The sequence below is a fragment of the Bradyrhizobium sp. ORS 285 genome, from assembly GCF_900176205.1.
Lineage (GTDB): Bacteria > Pseudomonadota > Alphaproteobacteria > Rhizobiales > Xanthobacteraceae > Bradyrhizobium.
On record NZ_LT859959.1, the window covers coordinates 3,367,113 to 3,388,334 of the forward strand.

At 65.1% G+C, this 21,222-nt stretch carries 11 protein-coding genes; 3 read left to right on the forward strand and 8 right to left on the reverse strand.

The features are described from left to right. Window positions 1-148: 148 nt before the first annotated feature. The 5 genes from BRAD285_RS15155 to BRAD285_RS15175 form a co-directional block, all read right to left on the reverse strand. On the reverse strand, window positions 149-1,966 hold the full coding sequence (locus BRAD285_RS15155) for a hypothetical protein (protein ID WP_006609325.1): 1,818 nt from the start codon (window positions 1,964-1,966) through the stop codon (window positions 149-151). Window positions 1,967-2,536: 570 nt separating this feature from the next. After that, window positions 2,537-5,827, reverse strand: a complete 3,291-nt coding sequence (locus tag BRAD285_RS35995; RefSeq protein ID WP_006609324.1) for a hypothetical protein — start codon at window positions 5,825-5,827, stop codon at window positions 2,537-2,539. Between the two features lie 579 nt (window positions 5,828-6,406). Beyond that, complete coding sequence (locus BRAD285_RS15165) at window positions 6,407-8,530, reverse strand: autotransporter strand-loop-strand O-heptosyltransferase (RefSeq protein ID WP_006609323.1); 2,124 nt, start codon at window positions 8,528-8,530, stop codon at window positions 6,407-6,409. A 58-nt stretch (window positions 8,531-8,588) separates the two neighbouring features. Then, window positions 8,589-10,523 carry an HlyD family type I secretion periplasmic adaptor subunit gene (locus BRAD285_RS15170; protein ID WP_006609322.1) on the reverse strand — a complete coding sequence of 645 codons (1,935 nt, stop codon included), beginning with the start codon at window positions 10,521-10,523 and terminating at the stop codon, window positions 8,589-8,591. A 3-nt stretch (window positions 10,524-10,526) separates the two neighbouring features. Then, a complete protein-coding gene (locus BRAD285_RS15175) occupies window positions 10,527-12,278 on the reverse strand; it encodes a type I secretion system permease/ATPase (RefSeq protein WP_006609321.1) in 1,752 nt (583 codons plus the stop codon). 1,061 nt (window positions 12,279-13,339) lie between these two features. Between BRAD285_RS15175 and BRAD285_RS15180 the strand changes: the two genes are divergently transcribed. Together BRAD285_RS15180 and BRAD285_RS15185 are read left to right on the forward strand one after the other, a co-directional pair. Further along, window positions 13,340-15,274 (forward strand): ethylbenzene dehydrogenase-related protein, encoded by a 1,935-nt coding sequence (locus tag BRAD285_RS15180; protein WP_035644423.1) that lies wholly within the window; start codon window positions 13,340-13,342, stop codon window positions 15,272-15,274. Next, window positions 15,274-16,308 carry a 2Fe-2S iron-sulfur cluster-binding protein gene (locus tag BRAD285_RS15185; protein ID WP_006609318.1) on the forward strand — a complete coding sequence of 345 codons (1,035 nt, stop codon included), beginning with the start codon at window positions 15,274-15,276 and terminating at the stop codon, window positions 16,306-16,308. The genes BRAD285_RS15180 and BRAD285_RS15185 overlap by 1 nt, the downstream gene beginning before the upstream one ends. Window positions 16,309-16,348: 40 nt before the next feature. On the opposite strand, the gene BRAD285_RS15190 is transcribed toward BRAD285_RS15185, so the two are convergent. Next, window positions 16,349-17,206, reverse strand: a complete 858-nt coding sequence (locus BRAD285_RS15190) for a VOC family protein (RefSeq protein ID WP_006609317.1) — start codon at window positions 17,204-17,206, stop codon at window positions 16,349-16,351. A gap of 150 nt (window positions 17,207-17,356) precedes the next feature. Between BRAD285_RS15190 and BRAD285_RS15195 the strand changes: the two genes are divergently transcribed. After that, window positions 17,357-18,667, forward strand: a complete 1,311-nt coding sequence (locus tag BRAD285_RS15195) for an FAD-binding oxidoreductase (RefSeq protein WP_006609316.1) — start codon at window positions 17,357-17,359, stop codon at window positions 18,665-18,667. A gap of 104 nt (window positions 18,668-18,771) precedes the next feature. On the opposite strand, the gene BRAD285_RS15200 is transcribed toward BRAD285_RS15195, so the two are convergent. Beyond that, the gene (locus BRAD285_RS15200; protein WP_006609315.1) at window positions 18,772-20,394 is read right to left on the reverse strand and encodes an ABC transporter ATP-binding protein; all 1,623 of its coding nucleotides are present in this window, start codon (window positions 20,392-20,394) and stop codon (window positions 18,772-18,774) included. Beyond that, on the reverse strand, window positions 20,391-21,221 hold the full coding sequence (locus tag BRAD285_RS15205) for an ABC transporter permease (RefSeq protein ID WP_006609314.1): 831 nt from the start codon (window positions 21,219-21,221) through the stop codon (window positions 20,391-20,393). Before BRAD285_RS15205 ends, BRAD285_RS15200 begins: the two co-directional genes overlap by 4 nt. Window position 21,222 lies beyond the last annotated feature (1 nt).

Sequence of the window (21,222 nt, forward strand, 5' to 3'; positions counted from 1 at the left end):
AAACAGAGGCTTGGCGGCTGTGGATCGGGACAGGGCGTCTGGAATCCTTCGAGCCAAGCCGTCCCGGGGAGCTTTTGTCAGAATGCAACAAGGCCGGCACAGACCATGGGTCTGCGCCGGCCGGCGTTGAGGAGTCAGTATGAAGGTGTCAGGCCCACATGTGATGCATCGCATGGTGATGCGACATGTCGGGAGCGGCCGTCGCCGCCGCCGCCGTGCCCGCCGTCGTAGCGGCAGCTGCCGTGTGGTGACTGTGATGATGACCGTGGCAGTGGTGCATGTTGTTGGTCTGGTTGCCGCCGCCGCCAGCCGCTCCCCCGTTGTTACCTCCCGCCGCGCCGCCGCCTGCAGCTCCGCCTCCGGCCGTTCCTCCGCCAGTGGTGCCGCCGCCGGCAGCTCCTCCACCGGCCGTGCCGCCGCCTGCCATGTCGCCGCCGGTGGTACCACCCGGCGTGGTCGGAGCGGCGACAGCACCGCCGGTGCCGTTGGCGATGTTCGGATTGGCGCCCGCCGGCATACCGGTGCCCTGAGCGATGCCATTGACCGCCGTCGCGGTCACGAAGCTGGTCGCTGACGTCACGTAGGCGGATCCGCCGATCGCGATGTTGTTTCCGGCGATGTCGCCGGCATTGCCGATGTAGTTCGCGGCCGCAGCCTTCAGCATCGCCTGATCCGTCGCCAGGGCTGCACCCGTGTCGCCGTTCATGATGCCCATGAGCGCCTTCGTGGCCATGATGGTGTCGGACTGCAGAGCACCGGCGGCGAGCTCGTCATCGAAGCGTCCCTTGAACACCGCGCCCTGGGCCGCATCGAAGGCGGCGCCGAAGTTCTGGTAGTTCGTGATCTGATCGATCAGGGCCTGCGACGCCATCCCCGTTCCATTGGCGACCGCGACGAGCTTTGCACCGAGCGTATTGCCCTCGGCGAGGAAACTGGCCCAGAAGTTGGTCTGCGCCTGATTGTCCTGGAACTTCGTGACGGTTCCGGTGAGTCCGCCCGGGTCCTCGGCGAAGCCGCCGCCATGTCCCGGCATGCCGGTGCCGCCCGCCGCCTTGTTGAGGGCCGCGTCGTTCTGAAACACGTCGATCATGTCGACGATGTTGTCGGCCGAGCCGCGTAGCGCGGTCGGACTGGCCATGGTCTCGGCAACGTCGTAGTTGTTCAGCTGAAGGTTTGCTTGGCTGAGCAGCGTCATCAGATGCAGTGTCGTCGTTTGCGCATCGACGGCGGTTTGACCGGCTTCAATGGCGGCGAGCTTCGCCGGATCATTCAGGATCGCCTGAAGGCCCTGCGACACGGCCGTGAAATCAGCCTGGACCTGGTTGATGTTGTTCGCGCTCATGCCACCCATCGACAGGGTCGCGACGGCGTTGAACACCGATCCGATAGCTGTCAGATCGCCCGCTGCTGCTGCTGCAAGATTGGTCGCGCTGTCGTTGCCGACGGAAAGGGGCTGGAACGCGATGTCCATGGCGCCCGTATTGGCCAGGAAGGGAACGTTGTTGAGAGCGGCCGAAAGATGCGCATCCCCATGGATTTGACCCAGGATCTGCATCTGTACGTTGTGGAGAGTCTGATCGGCCTCGGCGAGCGTCGCCGGATTGGTAGTGTTCGGCGCCGCGTTGATCAGCGTGGTGATCTCGTTCGACACCTGAGTGAGCACCGCAGTATCGGTGGCGTTCAGCGTGAACGCCTTACCGCCCACGGTGACCTGGCCGGGATTGGCCAGCATCGCGTTGATGTCGTTCTGCACCGCATGCAGGTCGGTGGTGTAGCTGCCGAGGAACGGGTTGGAATTGCCGCTGTTCTGCGGCGTCGAGAACAGGCCGGTCGAGATTCGAACGGCGTCATTGAACACGACGCCGGCCTGCACGAGGTCGGTCGACAGGTTCAGCGCCGATGCGCGAACGAGTAGGTTGGACGTGCCATTCGCCAGCGCCGTCGGGTTGAAGGTATTGGCTGCCATCAGATTATCTCCCCAAGTTTCAACCCGGCATCAGCTGCTTGGCGTCATGGCAGCACGCGGGCGTTGATCGGGTTGCGACGTCTCGTTCACCCCTTGCAGGGCGGGCGAAATGTCGCAGCCTCAGAGCACCTGGGAATTATTTGCTCCAATGGGGCCAAAAGAAGCGTCGCGGAGTCCCCAAATATGATGTTGTTCGGGCATGCGACGGGTGTCGCAGCCGGGGCACGGCAACGTGTAGAAACATTCTAACTCGTTGATTTCTGTCGTGGCATCCTTGCAACATGCTTAGGTGAGTGACTCCTCGACACACGGTGTAGACAAAAAGTTGCCCTGATCTCGTAGCGCGGATCGACACTCACCTTAGAAGAGTTCCAGCACCCTGGCGGCATCTGATGGGAACGGAAGATGCATCACGGCGAATCTCCAAAGCCTGTTTTCTTCACCTCACTTCCTCCGACTTTGCTCATCATCGTTTCGCCTGTGGCCCGGGAGCTCGGTGACGTGTTGACGTCATTCGGGACTCCCGGGGTCTGATCACCGCGGCTGCTGCGGCTGCGTCATCGCGCTGTCTCAAGCCCACATGTGATACATCGCGTGGTGATGCGACATATCGGGGCCGGCTGCTGCTGCCTGGCTCGTATGCGCGGCCTGGGTCATATGAGGACCCGGGCTGTGATCGTGATGATGGTCGTGGTGCTGCATGTTGTTGCCGCCGTTATTGGCGGTGGTGGTGCCGCCATTGGCCTGCCCGGCGGCTCCTCCGGCAGCCGCACCTCCGTTCGCAGCCGTTCCACCGGCCGCAGCGCCGCCAGCTGCAGCACCGCCCGCCGCCGTCGTTCCCGCCGCCGCAGTGCCGCCGGTGCCATTGGCGAGGTTCGGCGTGGCGGTGACCGGAATGGTCCCGTGTGCCGTGCCCTTGATGGAGGTCGCTGCCGAGACCGTCGTCGCGGTGCCAACATAGGTGCCGCCATTCACCGGGATGTTGTTGCCGGACACGTCCATGGCGTCAGCCGCGAAGCCCTGGCCGGCCGCGGTAATCATGGCCTTGTCGGCGGCAAGCGCTGCACCGGTGTCGCCGTTGAGGATGCCCTGCAGGCCCTTCACGGCCGCAGCCGTGTCGGCCTCGAGCGTGCCGCTCAGCAGCTCGTTGTCGAAGCGGCCCTGGAAGACGGCGCCCTGAGCGGCGTCGAAATTGGCGCCGAACTGCTGGTAGTTCTGGATCTGCGTGACCAGCGCGGCGCTGGCTTGTGCGCCGCCGGTCGAGATCTTCTGCAAGGTCGCGTTGATGGTGTTGGCTTCGGCCAGGAACGCCGCCCAGAAGTTCGTCTGTGCCTGGTTGTCCTGGAATTTGGTGACGGTGCCGGTCAATCCACCCGGGTCCTCAGCGAAGCCGCCGGCATGACCTGCAGCGCCATTACCGCCAGCCGCCTTGTTCAGGTTGGCGTCGTTCTGGACGATGTCGATGATGTCGAGCAGGTTGTCGGCGGTGCCGCGCAAGGCTGCCTGATTGCCGGTCGTCGCGGCCTGATCATACTTGGTCAACTGCAGGTTGATCTGACCGAGCACGGTCTGCAGGTGGACCGTGGTCAGTGCGGCCGCGTTCGCCGTCTCGCCGGCCTCGATCTGCGCGAGCTGGGTCTTGTTGTTGAGGATGGCCGTCAGCCCCTGCTGGACCGCGGTGAAGTCGGCGTGGACCTCGGCCAGATTGCCGGTGTTGATGCCGCCTGTAGCGACCTCGACGGCCTTGTTGAAGACGAGACCGACGTCCTTGAGGCTGTTGCCGGCTGCGGCCGCAGCAAGGCTCGCCGGATCATCAGCGCCCGCAGGCGACGTCTGGAAGGCGACGTCCTGACCGCCGGTGTTGGCGAGGAAGGGGACGTTGTTCAGCGCGTTCGCCAGATGCGCGTCGTTGTGGATCTCGCCGAGGATCTCCTGCTGCAGTGCGTGGATCGTCTGGCTCGCCGCTGCCGATGTGCTGGCGTTGGCAAACTGGCCTGCAGCCTGCAGCAGCGTGCCGAGCTGTCCTTCGACGTTGGTCAGCACCGCCGTGTCGGTGGCATTGAGCGCAAATGTCTTGCCGCCAAGCGTGACCTGGCCCGGATTGGCCAGCATCGCCGCGATGTCCGTCTGCACCGCCGTGATGTCAGCCTGGTAGCTGGTCAGGAAGGCCGGCGAGTTGCCGCTGTTGGCGAGGCTGAACAGACCGAGCGAGGCGCGCACTGCGTCGTTGAACACGACGCCGGCCTGCACGAGATCGGTCGAATGCTGGATCGCGGTGGCCCGTGTCAGCAGGTTCGACGTGCCGTTGGCGAGCGCGGTCGGATTGAAATTGACGGCAACCGGCGCCGGCGTGGTGGATGACGAAGTCATCCCGCCGGTGCCGTTCGCGATGTTGGGAGTTGCGGTCACCGGGATCGTACCCTGCGCGAGGCCGTGCACCGAGGTCGCCGTCGATACCGTCGTCGCCGTTCCCACATAGGTGGCGCCGCCGATCGCGATGTTGTTGCCGGACACGTCCATGGCATCGGCCGCGAAGCCCTGGCCGGCCGCGGCGATCATCGCCTTGTCGGCGGCGAGCGCAGCGCCGGTGTCGCCGTTGAGAATGCCCTGCAGGCCCTTCACCGCGGCCGCAGTGTCGGCCTCCAGCGTGCCGCTCAGCAGCTCATTGTCGAAGCGGCCGCGGAAGACGTTGCCTTGTGCCGCGTCGAAATTGGCGCCGAATTGCTGATAGTTCTGGATCTGCGTGACCAGAGCTGCGCTCGCCTGCGCGCCGCCCGTCGAAATCTTCTGCAGCGTGGCGTTGATGGTGTTGCCTTCGGCCAGGAACGCGGCCCAGAAATTGGTCTGCGCCTGGTTGTCCTGGAACTTGGTAACGGTGCCGGTCAATCCGCCGGGATCCTCGGCGAAGCCGCCGGCGTGACCGGGCATGCCATTGCCGCCGGCTGCCGTGTTGAGGTTGGCGTCGTTCTGGATGATGTCGATGCTATCGAGCAGATTGTCGGCCGTGCCGCGCAGCGCGGCCTGATTGCCGGTCGTTTCCGCCTTGGCATACTGGTTCAACTCGAGGTTGATCTGGCCTAGCACCGTCTGCAGGTGGATCGTGGTGAGCGCGGCTGCATTGGCCGTCTCGCCGGCTTCGATCTTGGCGAGCTGGGTCTTGTTGTTCAGGATGTTGGTGAGGCCTTGCGAGATCGCCGTGAGGTCGGTCGTGACCTCCTGCAGATTGCCGGTGTGGATGCCGCCGGAGGCGAGATCGACCACTTTGTTGAAGACCAGGCCGACGTCCTTGAGGGTGTTGCCTGCAGTGGCCGCAGCAAGGGTCGCCGCATCGTCAGCGCCGGCCGGCGTATTCTGGAAAGCGACGTCCTGGCCGCCGGTGTTGGCGAGGAAGTTCACCTTGTTCAGGGCGCCGGAGAGATGCGCATCACCGTTGATCTCCTGCAAGATCTCCTGCTGCACCGCGTGGATCGTCTGGTCCGCGGCCGTGATCGTCGCAGCGTTGGCGGTCTGCGGCGCAGCCGTGAGCAGGGTCGAGATCTGCGCCTGCACATTGGTGAGGACCGCGGTGTCAGTGGCGTTCAGCGTGAACGTCTGGCCGCCGAGCGTCACCTGTCCGGGATTGGCGAGCATCGCGGCGATGTCGTTCTGCACGGCGTGGAGGTCGGTCGTGTAGCTGCCCAGGAACGGGTTCGAATTGCCGCTGCCGGCCTGCGTGAACAGGCCGAGCGAGGCGCGGACTGCATCGTTGAACACCACGCCCGCCTGGACGAGGTCTGTCGACATGTTGAGCGCAGAGGCGCGCACCAGCAGGTTCGACGTTCCGTTAGCCAGGGCCGTCGGGTTGAAGGTGTTGTTCGCCATGGATCATTTCTCCCCAAGTTCATCCGACGCCGGCAGGGCCTCGTACCGAAACTGGCCAGACGATGCGGACTGCATCGGCCCTGCCGCAGAAGGCGATGCGCGTTCGCGCAGCGCCTCCGTGTGTGCGATGCTGTGTCGCGCGCTAAACCGCCGCGCGTTACTTTGTCGCACCTGGCTATATGGTCGAAGCAATCGGGCCAAAACAGGCGTCGGGGAGTCCGCAAATATGTTGTTGTTCGGGCATCGCGGAGCTGTGATCGCTTTGCCGAACACGCGACCAAGTGCTTGATTTCAGGAGGTGGGTGACTGATGCGGGGAGTGTCGATCCGATGCCGGCGGCACGTTGTCGCCAACATCCTGCCTGCATCGTGCCGGTGACGGCCGGCCATTGCGGCTGTCGCAGGAGGCGTGTCGCACTGTCAGCGCGTTCCTTGAAAACGCCGGACTGGTGCGAATCCCGAAGCGCCGCTGCGCGTGTCGCGACGGCGGGTCACCGCTCGGAGTTGTGCGGCGGCTCGCGCCTGAAATTGAACTTCAGCGCGCGTCTGGAAGCATCGATTGATTTCGCCGAGCTGCAGCTCAGGACTGCGGCGCGAGCTGGCGCTGCGCCAGCAGGGCGGCGCGGATCTTCTGGAGCAGGGTCGTGTAGATCTGATTCCACGCCGGATCCTGCCCGCTGGCATCGAGCCCACGCTTGGTCAGGCCAAGGCTGATCCGGTAGACGGTCAGCGCGCCGTCGATATTGCCGAGAGGAACGAACGCATCGCCGAGGCGCTGATAGGACGTCGCCAGCAATTGCTGGAGCGCCAAATCATCCGGCGCGGCGTTCGCCAGGCGCGTGATCAGAGCTGCATTGGAGCGCCGCTGATCGAACGCCTCGGCATGACGGCCTTGGTCCGTGAGCACGTCGGCCAGCAGCGCATGGCACCAGGCGAGATCGCGCTGAAAACTAGGATTGGCGAGATTGGCCGCCGTCAGTTTCTGCACGATGGCGAGACTGGCAGAGTAGGCGGCATGTGCGCCCTGGAGATTGCGCTGAACGAACAGCACGGCGCCGATCCGGTTCAAAGCGACCGATAGGTTGCGCTGAAAGAGGGCATTGTCGGGCTCGGCCTGCGTCAGATACCTGACGATGTCGATGGTCTGCTTGTAGCTCTGGAGTGCGGTGACCAGATCGCTGGCGTTGGCGGCGGCGTCGCCTGCGGCGATCTGCGCGGCAGCCTGGTCCGACAGCCGTCCTGCTGCGACCGTGACGCCGACGGCGAGACCGCCGCGGGGGACGTCGCCATGCGGCTGCGCCAGCAGGGCGGCCAGCGCGACCGGCTCCTCAGCGCCAGCCGAGGCCGAAGTTGCTGCGAAAGCCGGATCACCCCGCGGAGGCTGAACGTTGCTCGGCTGTAGGTTCGGTTGTGGACGCAATCCCTGCCCGAAGCCGGGGATCCTGCGCAGCGCGCCTTCGACCTGCTCGGCCGTGATCAGGCGGGTGCACTCAAATTGCCGGGGCGTGCCTTTCCAGCGTGGGCACCAGAGCGCATCCTCATGATCGAAGCGATGATGCGCGTCATGCCAGCAACCATTGCAGGCGTGGTAGTTGATGATGCGATAGGGCGTCGCAAACTCATTGCTGGGGTGGGTGAATCCACTAATCAGCACGACGGGCGTTCCGACCGCCCAGGCCAGCCAGGACAGGCCTGACGAGAGACCGACGAAGAGCGCGGCATGCTTCAGCCAGCGGGCGCGCTCGGTGAGTGGCCGGTCGCCGGTCTGATCCTCAGCGTCGCGGGGGATCTGCGTACGGAACGGACCGTGGCTGCGGTCGGCCTTCTGGTCGATGCAGACGACACGGTAGCCGGTCGCTTTGAGGAAGCCCACGATCCGATCCCATCCCCCCGGATGATTCCAATGCTTGCATTGCGTCGTGGCCTGCACCGCGATGCAGACATAGGGCTCCGCGATGGGAGGGCTGTCCTCGCTGAGCGCGACACGCGGCGGCTGCTCGGCCGGATCGACGCCGAGAATGTGGGCTGCGGTTGTGTGGAGCCCAACCTGCCGGAAGTCGCGGGGGTGATGGACCAAATCGGTGTCGTCGAAGAACAGGCCGACGGAGTAGGTCGCGTAGTAACGCTCGGCCTCGACCAGCTCGTGAGTGACGAAGCCGACGTCGGGGTAGGCGCTGCGAAACAGCGGGATCAGCGCCTCTCCCATTGCGCAGGTGAGACGGCACTGATGCAGCTCCTTGAACTTGATCGCATAGCTCAGCCAGCCGATGATGTCGCCGAGCGTGCCGACCGGAAACTGGATCAGGACGTCGCGCCCGGCGGCGTCATAGTCGTGGCGTAACAGGAGCTCATGTCCTGACCAGACCTCGACCCTGAACGGCACGAAATAGCGCTTGCTGCTGTTGACGTGCCCGGAGCGGAGCTCGATGTCGAACAGGACGTTGGCGGTCTCGAGATCGCTCAGCCGCACGCGCCAAGGCTGTCCGGTGTCGGGCAGCATGACGCGGCAGCCGTCGTTGAAATCGAAGCGAAGGCCCTGCGGCCCCTCCTGGGTCGGCACGCGCGACGGCGGGGGAAGTCGTGGCCTGCTCCGACGATCGCCGGCGCCGTCAGACCCGAGGTTTGGCTGGGTGTCGACGGGTGGTCTCGCAACGGTTGGCACCATCGTCGAGTCCGAGGTGCGGGAAAAACTTGCAATATTCATGTTGGGGCACTGATGCGGTCTGCATTCCCGCGGGGAACGCAGACCGCGTTTTGTCAGCTCACTCCACGAAGGCGCGTCGCCACTGATCGAGAACCGGCTTCATCAGATAGCTGAGCATCGTGCGGCTGCCGGTCTGGACATAGACCTCGGCCTGCATGCCCGGCTTCAGATTGACGTCGCCGAGCCGCTTCCGCTCCTCGTCGGGCAGCGTGATCCTGACCGTGTAGAACGTGGAGCCCGTGCGCTGGTCGTTGGTGATGTCGGGCGAGACGAACGAGACCTGGCCGCTTAACTTCGGTGTCGTGTGCGAATTGAAGGCATTGAAGTGGACCATTGCGTCCTGTCCGGTATGGACATGGTCGATGTCCTTGGGCTGAACGTGCCCTTCGACCTGCAGTTCGTCCGAATCGGGCACCAGCTCCATGATGGTCTCGCCCGGCTTGATGACGCCGCCGATGGTATGAACCGCGAGCTGGTGGATGGTGCCCGAATTCGGCGCGCGCATCTCGATGCGGTCCAGCTGGTCGCGGGCGGCCACGCTCTTCTCGACCAGGTCGCCTTCCTTGGCCTGTGACTCGCTGAGATCCTTGACCACCTCACTGCGGAAGTCCTGGTCTATCTTGACCGTCTGCAGCTCGGCTTCGCTGATCTTGGACTTGGTCTCCGCCACGCTCGACACCAGCTGGCCGCGCTCGCCGTCGATGCGGGCGGCTTCCCGCTGCAGCGTCGTCAGTCGCGTCAAAGGCACGAGGCGCTTGTCGTAGAGATCCTGCACGCCGGCGAGCTCGCCCTTGATCAGGTCGATCTGCTTGTTCTTCGAATCCAGCTGGGACTCCATGCCGCTGATCTCGTTGTTGAGCTGGACGATGCGGCCCTGCAGCAGCTCCTTCTGGCTTTTGCGGGTGACCGCGCGGGCCTTGAACAACGCGTTTTCGGAGGCGATGACAGCGCGGATGTTCGGGTCGTCGGAGCGTGAGGTCAGCGTCGCCGGATAATCCGGCTGCTCCAGACCATCGCGCTCCGCCGACAGCCTGGCGATCTTGGCGCGCTGCTCGTTCAGCTGCTTGGTGATCGATTGCAGTTGGGCCTGGCTCTGCGTGGCGTCGAGTCGGACGAGCAGGTCGCCGGCGGCAACGCGCTTGCCGTTGTCCACCTTGATCTCGGCGACGATGCCGCCCGTCGGATGCTGGATCGCCTTCACGTTGGACTGCACGACGAGATTGCCGGGCACGACGACCGCGCCGGCCAGCGGTACCAGCGTCAGCCAGCCGCCGCCAAACACGGCGGCGACCAGCAGGACACGCAGGCCGAGACGCAGCTCGTTCTCGAACATGCGGCCGACGCGCGGCACGAGGGATTCGTCCGAGCCATCATCGAGGTCTGCCGCCGTTCCCTGTGCGGCGATGAACGTCATGCCTGTGGTCAAGGCCGTGCCCGCGGTGCCGACCAGACGGCGGACGCCGGTCTGCGGAACGGTCGGCGCGTGGCCCAGCGTCGCAGGAAGGTTCTGCTGCCCCATCGGCCGCCGCGCACCGTCGCTGAAATTAGCGTCGCGTCGGTTGTGCAGGTCCAGCACCGGTGCCTGGTTGGCCGGTAATCGCGCGGGCGCATTGCGTGGCGGAGGTGAGAACTCCGGCTCGTAGCCGCGCGTCTGCGCGGGCTGTTGCCAATCCATCTCGCGGATGCCTTCGGCGCGGCGTGGCTTTGGGGCCTGGTTGCCGATACCGAACAACGACAGCGCACGGCCCATCGTGCTGCCTTTTTTCTTGCGAGGCTTCGGCCGCGCTTGCGATGGCGGCGGACGCCGGCGCTTCTTGCCGTCGCGCGAGCCGCGGCGAGCCCGCGGGTCATCCTCGTCGGAGCCGTCGTCAAAGGCACCCTGCAGTCGCTGCAGCTCGAGAATCAGAGCATCGCCCTGCGGACCCACGGCGCGGGTCTTCGGTCGCACATAGTCCTGGTCGTCGAACGGCCTGAAGTCATTGATGTGTTTCATGGCTCAAGCGCTTTCTGCTGGGGCGGCGCGACGAAGCGATCTCGCGTTCGGATTGGGCGCAGCTGTCGGGGCGGCGACCCTGGGTGCGGCAGCGGCATGTGTGACCGCCGGTCCCGCCGGCGCCTTGGCGCCGGCGACGCGGGCGAAGATCTCCTGACAGGGGCCGAAGGCGATCGCCTTGCCCTCGTAGAGCACCAGCGCCATGTTGAGCGCGTTCAGCGCGCTCGGGCGGTGCGAGATGACGATGACGATGCTCTGGTTCTGCTGCCGCATGATCTGAATCGCGCGGCTGAGCGCATTCTCGCCGTCGGTGTCCAGATTCGCGTTCGGCTCGTCGAGCACGATGAGGAACGGATCGCCATACAGCGCGCGCGCGAGGCCGACGCGTTGCCGCTGACCGGCCGACAGCGACATGCCGCCCTGGCCGATTCGCGTCGAATAGCCTTCGGGCAGCCGCAGGATGATATCGTGCACACCCGCGATCTGCGCCGCCTTCAGGATCGAATCCGATGTCGCATTCTCGTCGAAGCGGCAGATGTTGTCGGCGATGCTGCCGTCGAACAGGGCGACGTCCTGCGGCAGGTAGCCGATATGCCGTCCGAGATCCTCGTTGCTCCATTGGTCGAGCGCCGCGCCGTCGAGACGGACGGTGCCGTTCAAGGTCGGCCAGATGCCTACGAGCGCCTTCGACAGCGAAGTCTTGCCGGACGCGCTCGCGCCGAGCAGCGCGAGACCCGTGCCGGCCTTGATCGAGAACGACACGTTCTGAACGATCGGACGATCCGTTCCCGGTGCGGCAACGGTGAGCTCCTGGACGGTGAGCTCGCGGAACGGCCGCGGCAACGCCACCGGCGGCGCTTCCGGCTTTGCGGTGGCCTTGCAGACGTCGCGCAGCCTCGCGATGCCCTGGCGCGCGGCGACCAACTGCTTCCAGCTGCCGAGCGCGATCTCGATCGGCGCGAGGGCGCGGCCCATCAGGATCGACGACGCCATCATGACGCCGCCCGAGGCCTGCTCGGAGACGACCAGCGCCGCGCCGATGCCGAGCATGCCCGATTGCAGGATGTAGCGCAGCACTTTGGCAGCGGCACCGAGGTTGGAATAGACGTCGCTCGCGCGAATATTATCCTTAAGATACTTCTCGTTCACCGCGTTCCAGCGCGCCGAGAAGCGGTCGAGCATTCCGAGCGCACGAATCACCTCGGCGTTGCGTTGGGTGGCATCGGCGAGAACCTGGCGTGCGGCGCTGGTGTCGCTGGCGGATCGACTGGCTTGCTTCGAGAGCCGGTCGGTGACCAGCGTCATCGAGATGATTCCCACTGTGCCGATGATCGCAGTGATCCCGATCAGCGGATGAAACAGGAACATGCCGATCAGGAAGATCGGGATCCAAGGCATGTCGAGAAAAGCGGTCGGCCCCATGCTCGACATGAAGGCGCGCAGCTGGTCGAGATCGCGCAACGGCTGCTGCATCAGCATCGGCTTGGTGCCGCGCAGGGGCAGGGTGGCCAAAGCGTGGTGGATGGCGTCCTGCAGGCTCGCATCGAACACGGTCGCGACCCGGCACAGCATGCGCGAGCGCAGCGCGTCGAAATAACCCTGAATCAAATAGACGGCCAGAATCATCACCGACAGGCCGATCAGGGTCGCCAGATTCTTGCTCGGGACGACGCGGTCGTTGACCTGCATCATGTAGACGGAGCCGGAGAGCATGAGGATGTTGATCACGCCGCTGAACACGCCGATGCCGGCCATGCGCTTGACAGCCTGACGCAGGCCCCGCGTCACCGGATCATCGCTTCCCGAGATCAGGTCATTGAGGGCAGCCGCGGCTTTCGTTCGCGGGCGGTCTTGAGCCAGACTCATCCAGGCGCGTCTCCCAAATTCCAATACGTCAGCCAGCGCTCTTGCCAGTCGATGCCGACGAATTTCCGGCAACAATTGGACAGCTGGCCAATTCTGTCGCAGGCAGCGGGCTGCGCGAAGCGCGGAGAGGTTGAGGAGGTATGGTCTCCAGCCGCGCCGCGGAGAACTGCCGAGCCCATCAGTCCGAATCGGATTCGGCCGTGATCTTCGATAGTTGCATGTCAGTGATGAGGCGCGACGGAGAGTGGGCGTCACACATTCGTCCGTCTATCACCTTGCTTCTGCACTCATTGGCCGCTGTCCGGGCCGATTGACGCCATGAACGCGAATAAATCTTCCTGCGGTGCAACGGACTCGCGTTGTCATCTCGATCATGCGGCATCGGCGGATGTGTAGGGAACGACAGTGACACCAGCGAACACACGCTCAGACGTGGATCCCCGTACGAACACAGGCGCAATTGCTGATGGTCATTTCGGTCGTCGGTTGTGCGTTCTTTCATCGAACACGTGAGCGGCAAGCGTCCGGCATCCGGTCTGACGGCGGGCAATAACAACATCAGGGAGGGCAGTGCGGCGGACCAGTTCATTCGCAACCCGAGCAACCCGTCACCGGCTCTGGATGCTTCAACACTGGTCTTCGGTGCGTGATCTTGGGGGGGCGTACCGAACGTAAGGGGCAACGCAATGAAGGGCGACGCGGGTGGCGTCGGTGTCGGACAGATGGTTGCCAAGTAATGAGTATCTTGGGGGACGAGAGTTGCTGAACTACATCACCACCGAAGCGCGTGATGCGGGAGTGCATTTGGGGCGAGTGCGGACCGTGGGTGGCATGGGGACGACGAGCCATGTCACTGTCCATGTCACGGTCCACACGCTCAATCACAAGTCGGTCGCCGGAGCGGCGTTGAATCGCGCCGATCCCGTGCGCGCATGTCGGGAGGCGCACGCATGAAGATTCGAAAGACCGACTATGGAACGATCATCCTGCACTGGACCCTTGTCGGGGCCACGGTGATTGCATTCCTGACCGGGCTTCGCATGGCGACCGAGGCACCGAACCATGCGTGGATCGCGAATAATCTTGATTGGCTGCTGCCGCGGCACCGGACCTGGACCTGGCACATGCCGGCGGGAGTCGTGCTCGCAAGCGTTGCGGTTGCCTACATGATCTATGTCTCGAAGGCGGGCCTCGGCCGTCGCGTCAGCATCGACAAAATGCGCTTCAAGGGCCTGCTCGGCCGCCGGCCCGCGCGCCTGGGCTCGATTAGCGTGATGCTGCACTGGGTGCTGTTCGTCTCGATGTTCACCTTGATCGTCACGGGCGGCCTGCTGTTCTTCGGCGTGGCCTCCGGCTACGTGACCATGATGATCCATTGGTATGCGACCTGGGTCATTCCGGCCTTCGTGGTACTGCACATCCTCGTTCACTTCAGCATCGGTGGAAAGATGCAGCTCTATCGCGTATTCCGGCCCGCCCCCTTGCCGCCGCCGCCGCCAAAACTCGATCCGGTCGAGCTGCTTACGATGCTGGTCGAGCAGTCGGAGAAGCTCGAGGAGGCCGAGGCGCCGCCGAAGAAGCCCGCGCCTGCTCAGCAGCGCCCCCCCATGCGCGAGCCGATGCCGGCGCCGCGACGCATGGAGGAGCCGATGCGGGGACGGCCCGAGCCGCGCATGCCGCCCGGGCGGATGCGTCCGCCGCCTGCGCCGGCGAAGGGCAATTCGCGCCGTCGCAATCCGACCTTCCAGGCCAACCCGTTCATGGTCGCCACGGCGGCAGCCATCGTGATCGGCTCGGCGATGTTCGCCGCGGACTATTACGCGGAGGACACTGTCACCGTGTACCGGATCGCCAGCTCGGATGCGCCGACGCTCGACGGCGATTCATCGGACCGCGTCTGGCGCAACATCCAGCCGCACATGGTCACCACCAACCAGGGCGACAATTTCGACGGCACCGGCGAGTCGCGCGTCTGGATCAAGGCGGCGCATGACGGCACCTGGGTCTACTTCCTCGTCATCTGGGAAGATCCGACGCGCTCGTTGAAGCAGCTGCCGCTGATCAAGAAGGCCGATGGCTGGCATCTGCTGACCAACGGCTTCGATAAGGGCGACGAGAACGACTACAACGAGGACAAGTTCTCGATGTTGTTCACGACGCTGCCGATCACGCTGGCTGCTGACCGGACCTTCCACATGAGCTCGCAGCCGATGCCGGACAAGCCGGCGACGCTGTCGGGCCGCGGCATTCACTACACGCCGGCGCCGAATCTCTACGCCGATGCATGGCTGTGGAAGGCGACGAGCGGCGGGCCGACGGGCTGGATGGATGACGATCATTTCGGTCCGCCGGCTGAGCCTACGCCAGACCAGGTCAAGGGCCTTACGCCCTATAAGGGTGGCTTCGCGCCGGATCCGGGCACGGCGAACTACACGGACAATTTCGTCCTCGACAGGGAGGCCGCCAGACTGGGCAATCGGGGCGTCAGACCGAAGCGCCTGCCGAAGGACGTAGCCGCAATGACGGCGGCGATGGGCGAGATCAATCTTGATCCGAACATCGGCGAAAGTGAAGGAGCGCGCTGGTTCATGACCGAGGCAGAGTCGGTGCCTTATTCCGCCGAAGCCGATGCGCAGACGCCGATCGGGACGGTGGTGCCTGGCGTTCTCATCAGCGGCGAATTCACCGGCGACCGCGCCGACATTCGTTGTGCCGCACGTTGGGCGGCCGGCCACTGGACGCTCGAAATTGCCCGCAAAATGGACACGAAAAGCAAGTACGACGTTCCGATCAAGAACGGTGTCTTCATGCGAGTCGCTGCGTTCGACCACACTCAGATCCGACATACGAGGCAGATCCGGCCGATGCGACTTGAGGTGCAGTGATGGGTAAGATTTGCAAGATCCAGTACAACAGGGAAACGTTCTACGCGAATGTGGGCGATATCCTGCTCGACGGCGCCATCAACAGTGGCGTGGATCTGCCCCATGACTGCCGCAGCGGAATCTGTGGCTCCTGCAAGGTCACTGTCGTCGACGGCAAGCTGTTCGGCGGCATGGAAGGCGACATGGCGCATGCCTGCCAGGCACGTGTCGTCTCCGATCTGAAGATCATCACCGAGCCCGTTCCCGACACCGTGACGATGAACTGCGAGGTCGGTGATCTCGTGCGGCTGGCGCCCGACGTGGTCGGCGTCACGATCGAGATGCCGAAGCCGCTGCGGTTCTTCCCCGGACAATATGCCAAGGTCCAGTACCGCGGCTTCCCGACGCGCTGCTACAGCCCGACCTATCCGATGGTCGGCGCGCCCGACAGCCATCTCTTGTATCTGCACATCCGCATCCTGAAGGACGGATTGGTGTCGTCCGCGCTCGGCCGCGACATCCAGGTCGGCCATCGCGTCAAGCTGACGGCACCGCTCGGCACCGCCTTCTTCCGCCAGAAGCATCGTGGACGAATCATCCTCGTCGCCAGCGGCACCGGCTTCGCGCCGATGTGGGCGATCGCGGTTGCGGCGATCACGGAGAATCCGAAGCGCGAGATCGTGTTCATCGTGGTGTCGCGCACGCTGCAGTCGTTCTACATGCATCAGGCGCTGTGCCGGCTGGCGCGCTTCCCGAACGTGAAGATCATCCCGATCGTCTCGGAGCCGCAGAACGTCTCGCCGGCGATTCGCAGCGGCCGTCCGACCGAGCACATGCCGGAGCTGACGCCAAACGACGTGGTCTACACCTGCGGCGCGCCGGCGATGACGGAAGCCGTCGCCAAGATGTCGCGCGCCGCCGGCGCCAAGTGCCATTGCGATCCGTTCGTGTCGTCAGCGCAGCCGTCGGAGTCGAGCGGCGGATTGATGGATCGCCTGGTCGGGTGGCTCGACAGCCAGCGCGGCCGCCCGGCGATGTTCCAGCCGGCCGAATGACATCGAAGCGGCCGCGATGACGCGGCCGCTTCGCGCTGATTTAGCCGGCCACGAAGGCGAGCAGCGTCCCGGTCGCCGCTGCCGGCGGCACCACGAGACTCGCGCCGCTGCGTATCGCCGCCGCACCCAGCGTCTTTTCCGTTGCCGCCAAATCATGCGAGGCCAGCACCAGGCCGGCGCCGCCGCGCTCCGGCAGGCCGGCGAGCGACACGCCGGGATAGCGCGCTGCGAGCTGATCCCGCGTCAGGAACACGAAATCGGCGCGATCTCCGCCCGAGGTCACCGTGACGGCGCCATCGGCTTCGCTGCGCCCCTCGCGGTCGATCAGCCGCGACAGATGCGCGGCGTCCTTCGCCGGATCCGGCGTGACGATCAGGGCCTGCTTCAGCTGCTTGGCGGCATTGGCGTGGGTCATCAGTTCCGGAATCCACACCGTCTCGCGTGTCTTGTGCTGACAGGCGAAGATGCGCAGGCCGCCGGGTGCCTCCGCAACGGGCCATTGAAAGACGCGGAATTTTGCCGCCGAGATCGTGCCGTCGGGCAGCGGCACCGGACGCTCGAAATCGATCGGGCCGATCGGCTCAAAACCATGGCTGCGAATTTCCTCCGCGCCGGCGGCGGAGTCGATGGCCGTGAAGGCGATGCGCTCGATGCCTTCGCCGCGCTGCGCGAGGAAATTGCGTGTCGGCACATTGTGGTCGGTCTCGGCGAGGATGCCGAGCAGCTCGATGTAATCGGGGTCGAGCATGATGGTGTAATTGCCGGAGCCCATCTTGGCGCTGTGGGTGCCGCGCGGGGATAGCGTGAAGCCGAGCCGCTTCCAGGTCTCGGCGGCTGCGTCGAGCTCCTTCACCACGACGACAGCGTGATCGATACCGATGACATTCTTGAGGGCCACGCGTTTGTCTCCTTGCAGCGAAATTGGCATATTGGCGGCCGAACTATGCCCAATCGACCCATGCGCCGCAACCGGCGGCGCCGGGCGCCAGGCGCAAGGCAAGATCGATCTCCCCGAGGTCGGTCGATCAGCAGGGGTGAGCTGTCCACGATGAGCATGACGACCCAAGACGTTCCATGGCCGCCATCCCTATGGGCCGCGCAGACTCCTCCCGGCCCTGATCTGCCCGAACTCGAGGGCAGCGCGCAGGCCGATGTCGTCATCATCGGCGGCGGCTTTACCGGCCTGTCGACCGCGCTGCATCTGCGTGAGGCGGGCACGGACGTGGCGATCGTCGAGGCGATGGAGCCGGGCTGGGGGGCGTCGGGCCGCAACAACGGACAGGTCATTCCGACGCTGTCGCGCCCCGATCCCGAGGATCTCATCAAGCGCCACGGTGCAGCCGGCGAGCGCTTCGTCGCCATGCTCCGCGACAGCGCGTCGGCGCTGTTCAACACGGTCAGGCGCTATGGCATCGACGCCGAGCATGAGCAGGCCGGCTGGGTACAGCCGGTGCATTCGCCCGGGCGCATCAAGATCGCCGAGCGCAGGTTCAAGCAGTGGTCGAAGTTCGGCGCCGATGTCGAACTGCTGTCGCGTGATCAGGCGCGCGACATGCTCGGCTCCGACGCGTGGCATGGCGGCTTCTGGAACAAGACAGGCGGCCACATCAATCCGCTGGCGCTCGCGCGCGGCTTGGCGCGCACCGTGTTGAGCCTGGGCGGCCGCATCTATGCGCGCTCGCCCGTGATCGACTTCGAGCGGCGCGGCGAGCGCTGGGTGGTGCGGACGGCGCGCGGCGAGCTCTCGGCTCGCGCCCTGGTGCTGGCGAGCAACGCCTATAGCGGCGAGTTCTCCAAGGCGCTCGCCCCTGAGATCGCGCATGAGGTGATGCCGGTGCTGTCCTGGCAGATGGCGACGCAGCCGCTGTCGGACAACGTCCGCAAGACGATCATCCCGGCGCGGCAGGCGATGTCCGACACCCATGGCGAGCTGTATTTCGCGCGTTACGATGCGCGCAATCGTCTGGTGACGGGCGGCGCCGTGATCGGCCCCGGCAACAAGGCCGAGCGGTTGAAGGCGCGGGTCTCGGAACGTTTGCAGCGGCTGTGGCCGCAGATCGGCGAGATTCGGTTCGACTATGTCTGGAACGGCTATGTCGGCATGACCACGGACTACATGCCGCGCATCCATCGGCTTGGTCCCGACGCCTATGGCTGGACCGGCTGCAATGGTCGCGCGGTGGCGCTGACCATTCCGCTTGGAGCTGAGCTGGCCAAGGCTGTCAGTGGCGTGCCGGCTGGCGAGCTGGCGCTGCCGTTCACGGAGCCGGTCACGATCCCCGCGCATGCGCTGCTGCGGCCGTTCGCGCCGCTGATGCTGCTGCTGTATCGCTACCGCGACGCGCGCGAGATCGCCTAAAGCGCGATGAGATCAGGATGAATCGTCATCGCGCTTGAGGTCTTTGTTTGCGCATGATCTTTTCGGAAAACCGCTGCGCACTTTTCCGGATCATGCTTGAGCGCTCAGCCCTGTGCGGTCCGGGCGAAGTCGCCGCCCGGAATCGCCGCGAGCAGGGCCTGAGTGTAGGCATGCTGCGGGCTGCCGAACACGGTGCCCGTCAGCCCATGCTCGACGACCTCGCCGTCCTTCATGACGGCAACGAGATCGCAGATCTGCGCCGCGACGCGCAGGTCGTGGGTGATGAAGATGATCGACAGGCCGAGTCGCTCGCGCAGGCCAGTGAGCAGCTTCAACACCTGCGCCTGCACGGAGACGTCGAGCGCCGAGACGGGCTCGTCCGCGACCAGCACGTCGGGCTTGAGCGCGAGTGCGCGGGCGAGGCCAATGCGCTGGCGCTGGCCGCCGGAGAATTCGTGCGGGAAGCGATCGGCTGCGGAGGGATCGAGACCCACCAGCGCGAACAGTTCGCGGGCCTCTGAGAGCGCCTGCGCCCGCGGCGTGCCGTGCACGATCGGTCCCTGAGCCACCAGCTCAGCCGCCTTGCGCCGCGGGTTCAGCGAAGCGAACGGGTCCTGGAACACCATCTGCATCTTTTGGGTCCGTTGCCTGATGTCGCCGTGCGACAGCCGGGCCCAGTCTTCGCCTTCTAGCAAAATCGATCCCGCATCCGGATCGATCAGACGGATGATGCAGCGGGCGAGGGTGGATTTGCCGGAGCCGGATTCACCGACGATGCCGAGCGTCGCGCCCTTCGGCAGCGCGAGTGAGACATCCTTGACCGCATGGGTGACGCGCACGCCGCGACCGAGAAAGCCGCCGGTCCGGTAGGTCTTGGCGACGCCGGTGAGGGCGAGAATGGTCTCATCCGACAGCTTGCGCGCCGGTGGCGCCGCGACCGGCGGCACGGCCGCGATCAGCTGTTGCGTGTAGGCGTGCTGCGGCTTGCGGAGCACCTCTGCTGCAGGTCCGTGCTCGACCACCACGCCATGCTGCATCACCACGACACGATCGGCAATTTCAGCGACGACGCCGAAATCGTGGGTGATGAACAGCACCGCCGTCTTGCGTCGCTGCTGCAACTCGCGGATCAGCTTGAGGATCTGCGCCTGCGTCGTCACGTCGAGCGCGGTGGTTGGCTCGTCGGCGATCAAGAGCTTCGGATCGAGCGCCAGCGCCATCGCGATCATCGCGCGCTGGCGCTGGCCGCCGGAGAGCTCATGAGGATAGGCCTTGGCGGCGCGCGGCGGATCGGGAATATTGACGTCGGCGAGCAGCGACAGCACGCGCGATCGGATCTCGGCTTTCGACAGATCGGTGTGGATCTCCAGCACTTCGCCGATCTGATCGCCGATCGTGCGCAGCGGATTGAGCGCCGTCATCGGCTCCTGGAACACCATCGCGATGTCGGCGCCGCGGATGCGGCGCATCTCGGCCGCGGAGGTCGTGCAGAGATCGCGGTCGCCGAACAGGATGCGACCGTTATCGGTGGACACGCCCTGCGGCAGCAGCCGCATGATCGCATTGGCCATCATCGACTTGCCGGAGCCGGACTCGCCGACGATGCAGACGATCTCGTTCTCGGCGATGGTGAGCGACACCTCGGAGATCGCGTGCGTCCGATCGGCGCCCTTGGGCAGGCGGATGCTGAGCCGGTCGACGGAAAGAATGGGGGCTGTCGAACTCATCGCTGCTTCAGCCGCGGGTTCAGTGCATCGTTGAGGCCCTGGCCGACCAGGGAGACGGCGAGCACGGTGATGAGGATCGCGACACCGGGAATGGCCGAGACGTACCATTGCACGCGCAACACGTCGCGGCCGAGCCCGATCAGATTGCCCCAGGACGCGACGTTGGCATCCGACAGCCGCAGGAACGCAAGCGCGCTCTCCAAGAGAATGGCGACAGCCATCACGACGCCGGCATAGACGATCACCGGCGGCAGCGCATTGGGCAGGATCTCGCGCAGGATCAGCTGCGTATCGCGCATGCCGAGTGTGCGGCCGGCCTGGACGAATTCGCGGCTCCGCAGCGACAGGAACTCGGCGCGCGTCAACCGTGCGGGAGCGGGCCACGAGACGATGCCCACGGCGATCGTCACTGTCGTCAAGGTCGAGCCGAACACGGCCACCAGCACCAGCAGCAGCACGAAGTTCGGCAGCGTCTGGAACGCCTCGGTGATGCGCATCAGAATGTTGTCGATCCAGCCGCCATAGTAGCCGGCGAGCGCGCCGACCAGGATGCCGATCGTCACCGCAATCAGCGTGGCGACGCCGCCGATCAGGAGCGAGATCCGCGCGCCATAGAAGATCTGGGCGGCAATGTCGCGGCCGGAATTGTCGGTGCCGAGCAGGAAACGCGGATTTGCGAACGGCCAGATCAAGGGCCGGCCGGCGAGGGCAAGGGGATCGCGCGGATAGAAATAGCCGGCGCTGATCGCCATGCCCAAGACGACGAGCAGCAGGACGAGGCCCAGCACCGCGGCGGGACTGCGAAAGTATCGTTTCACGGCATCCATG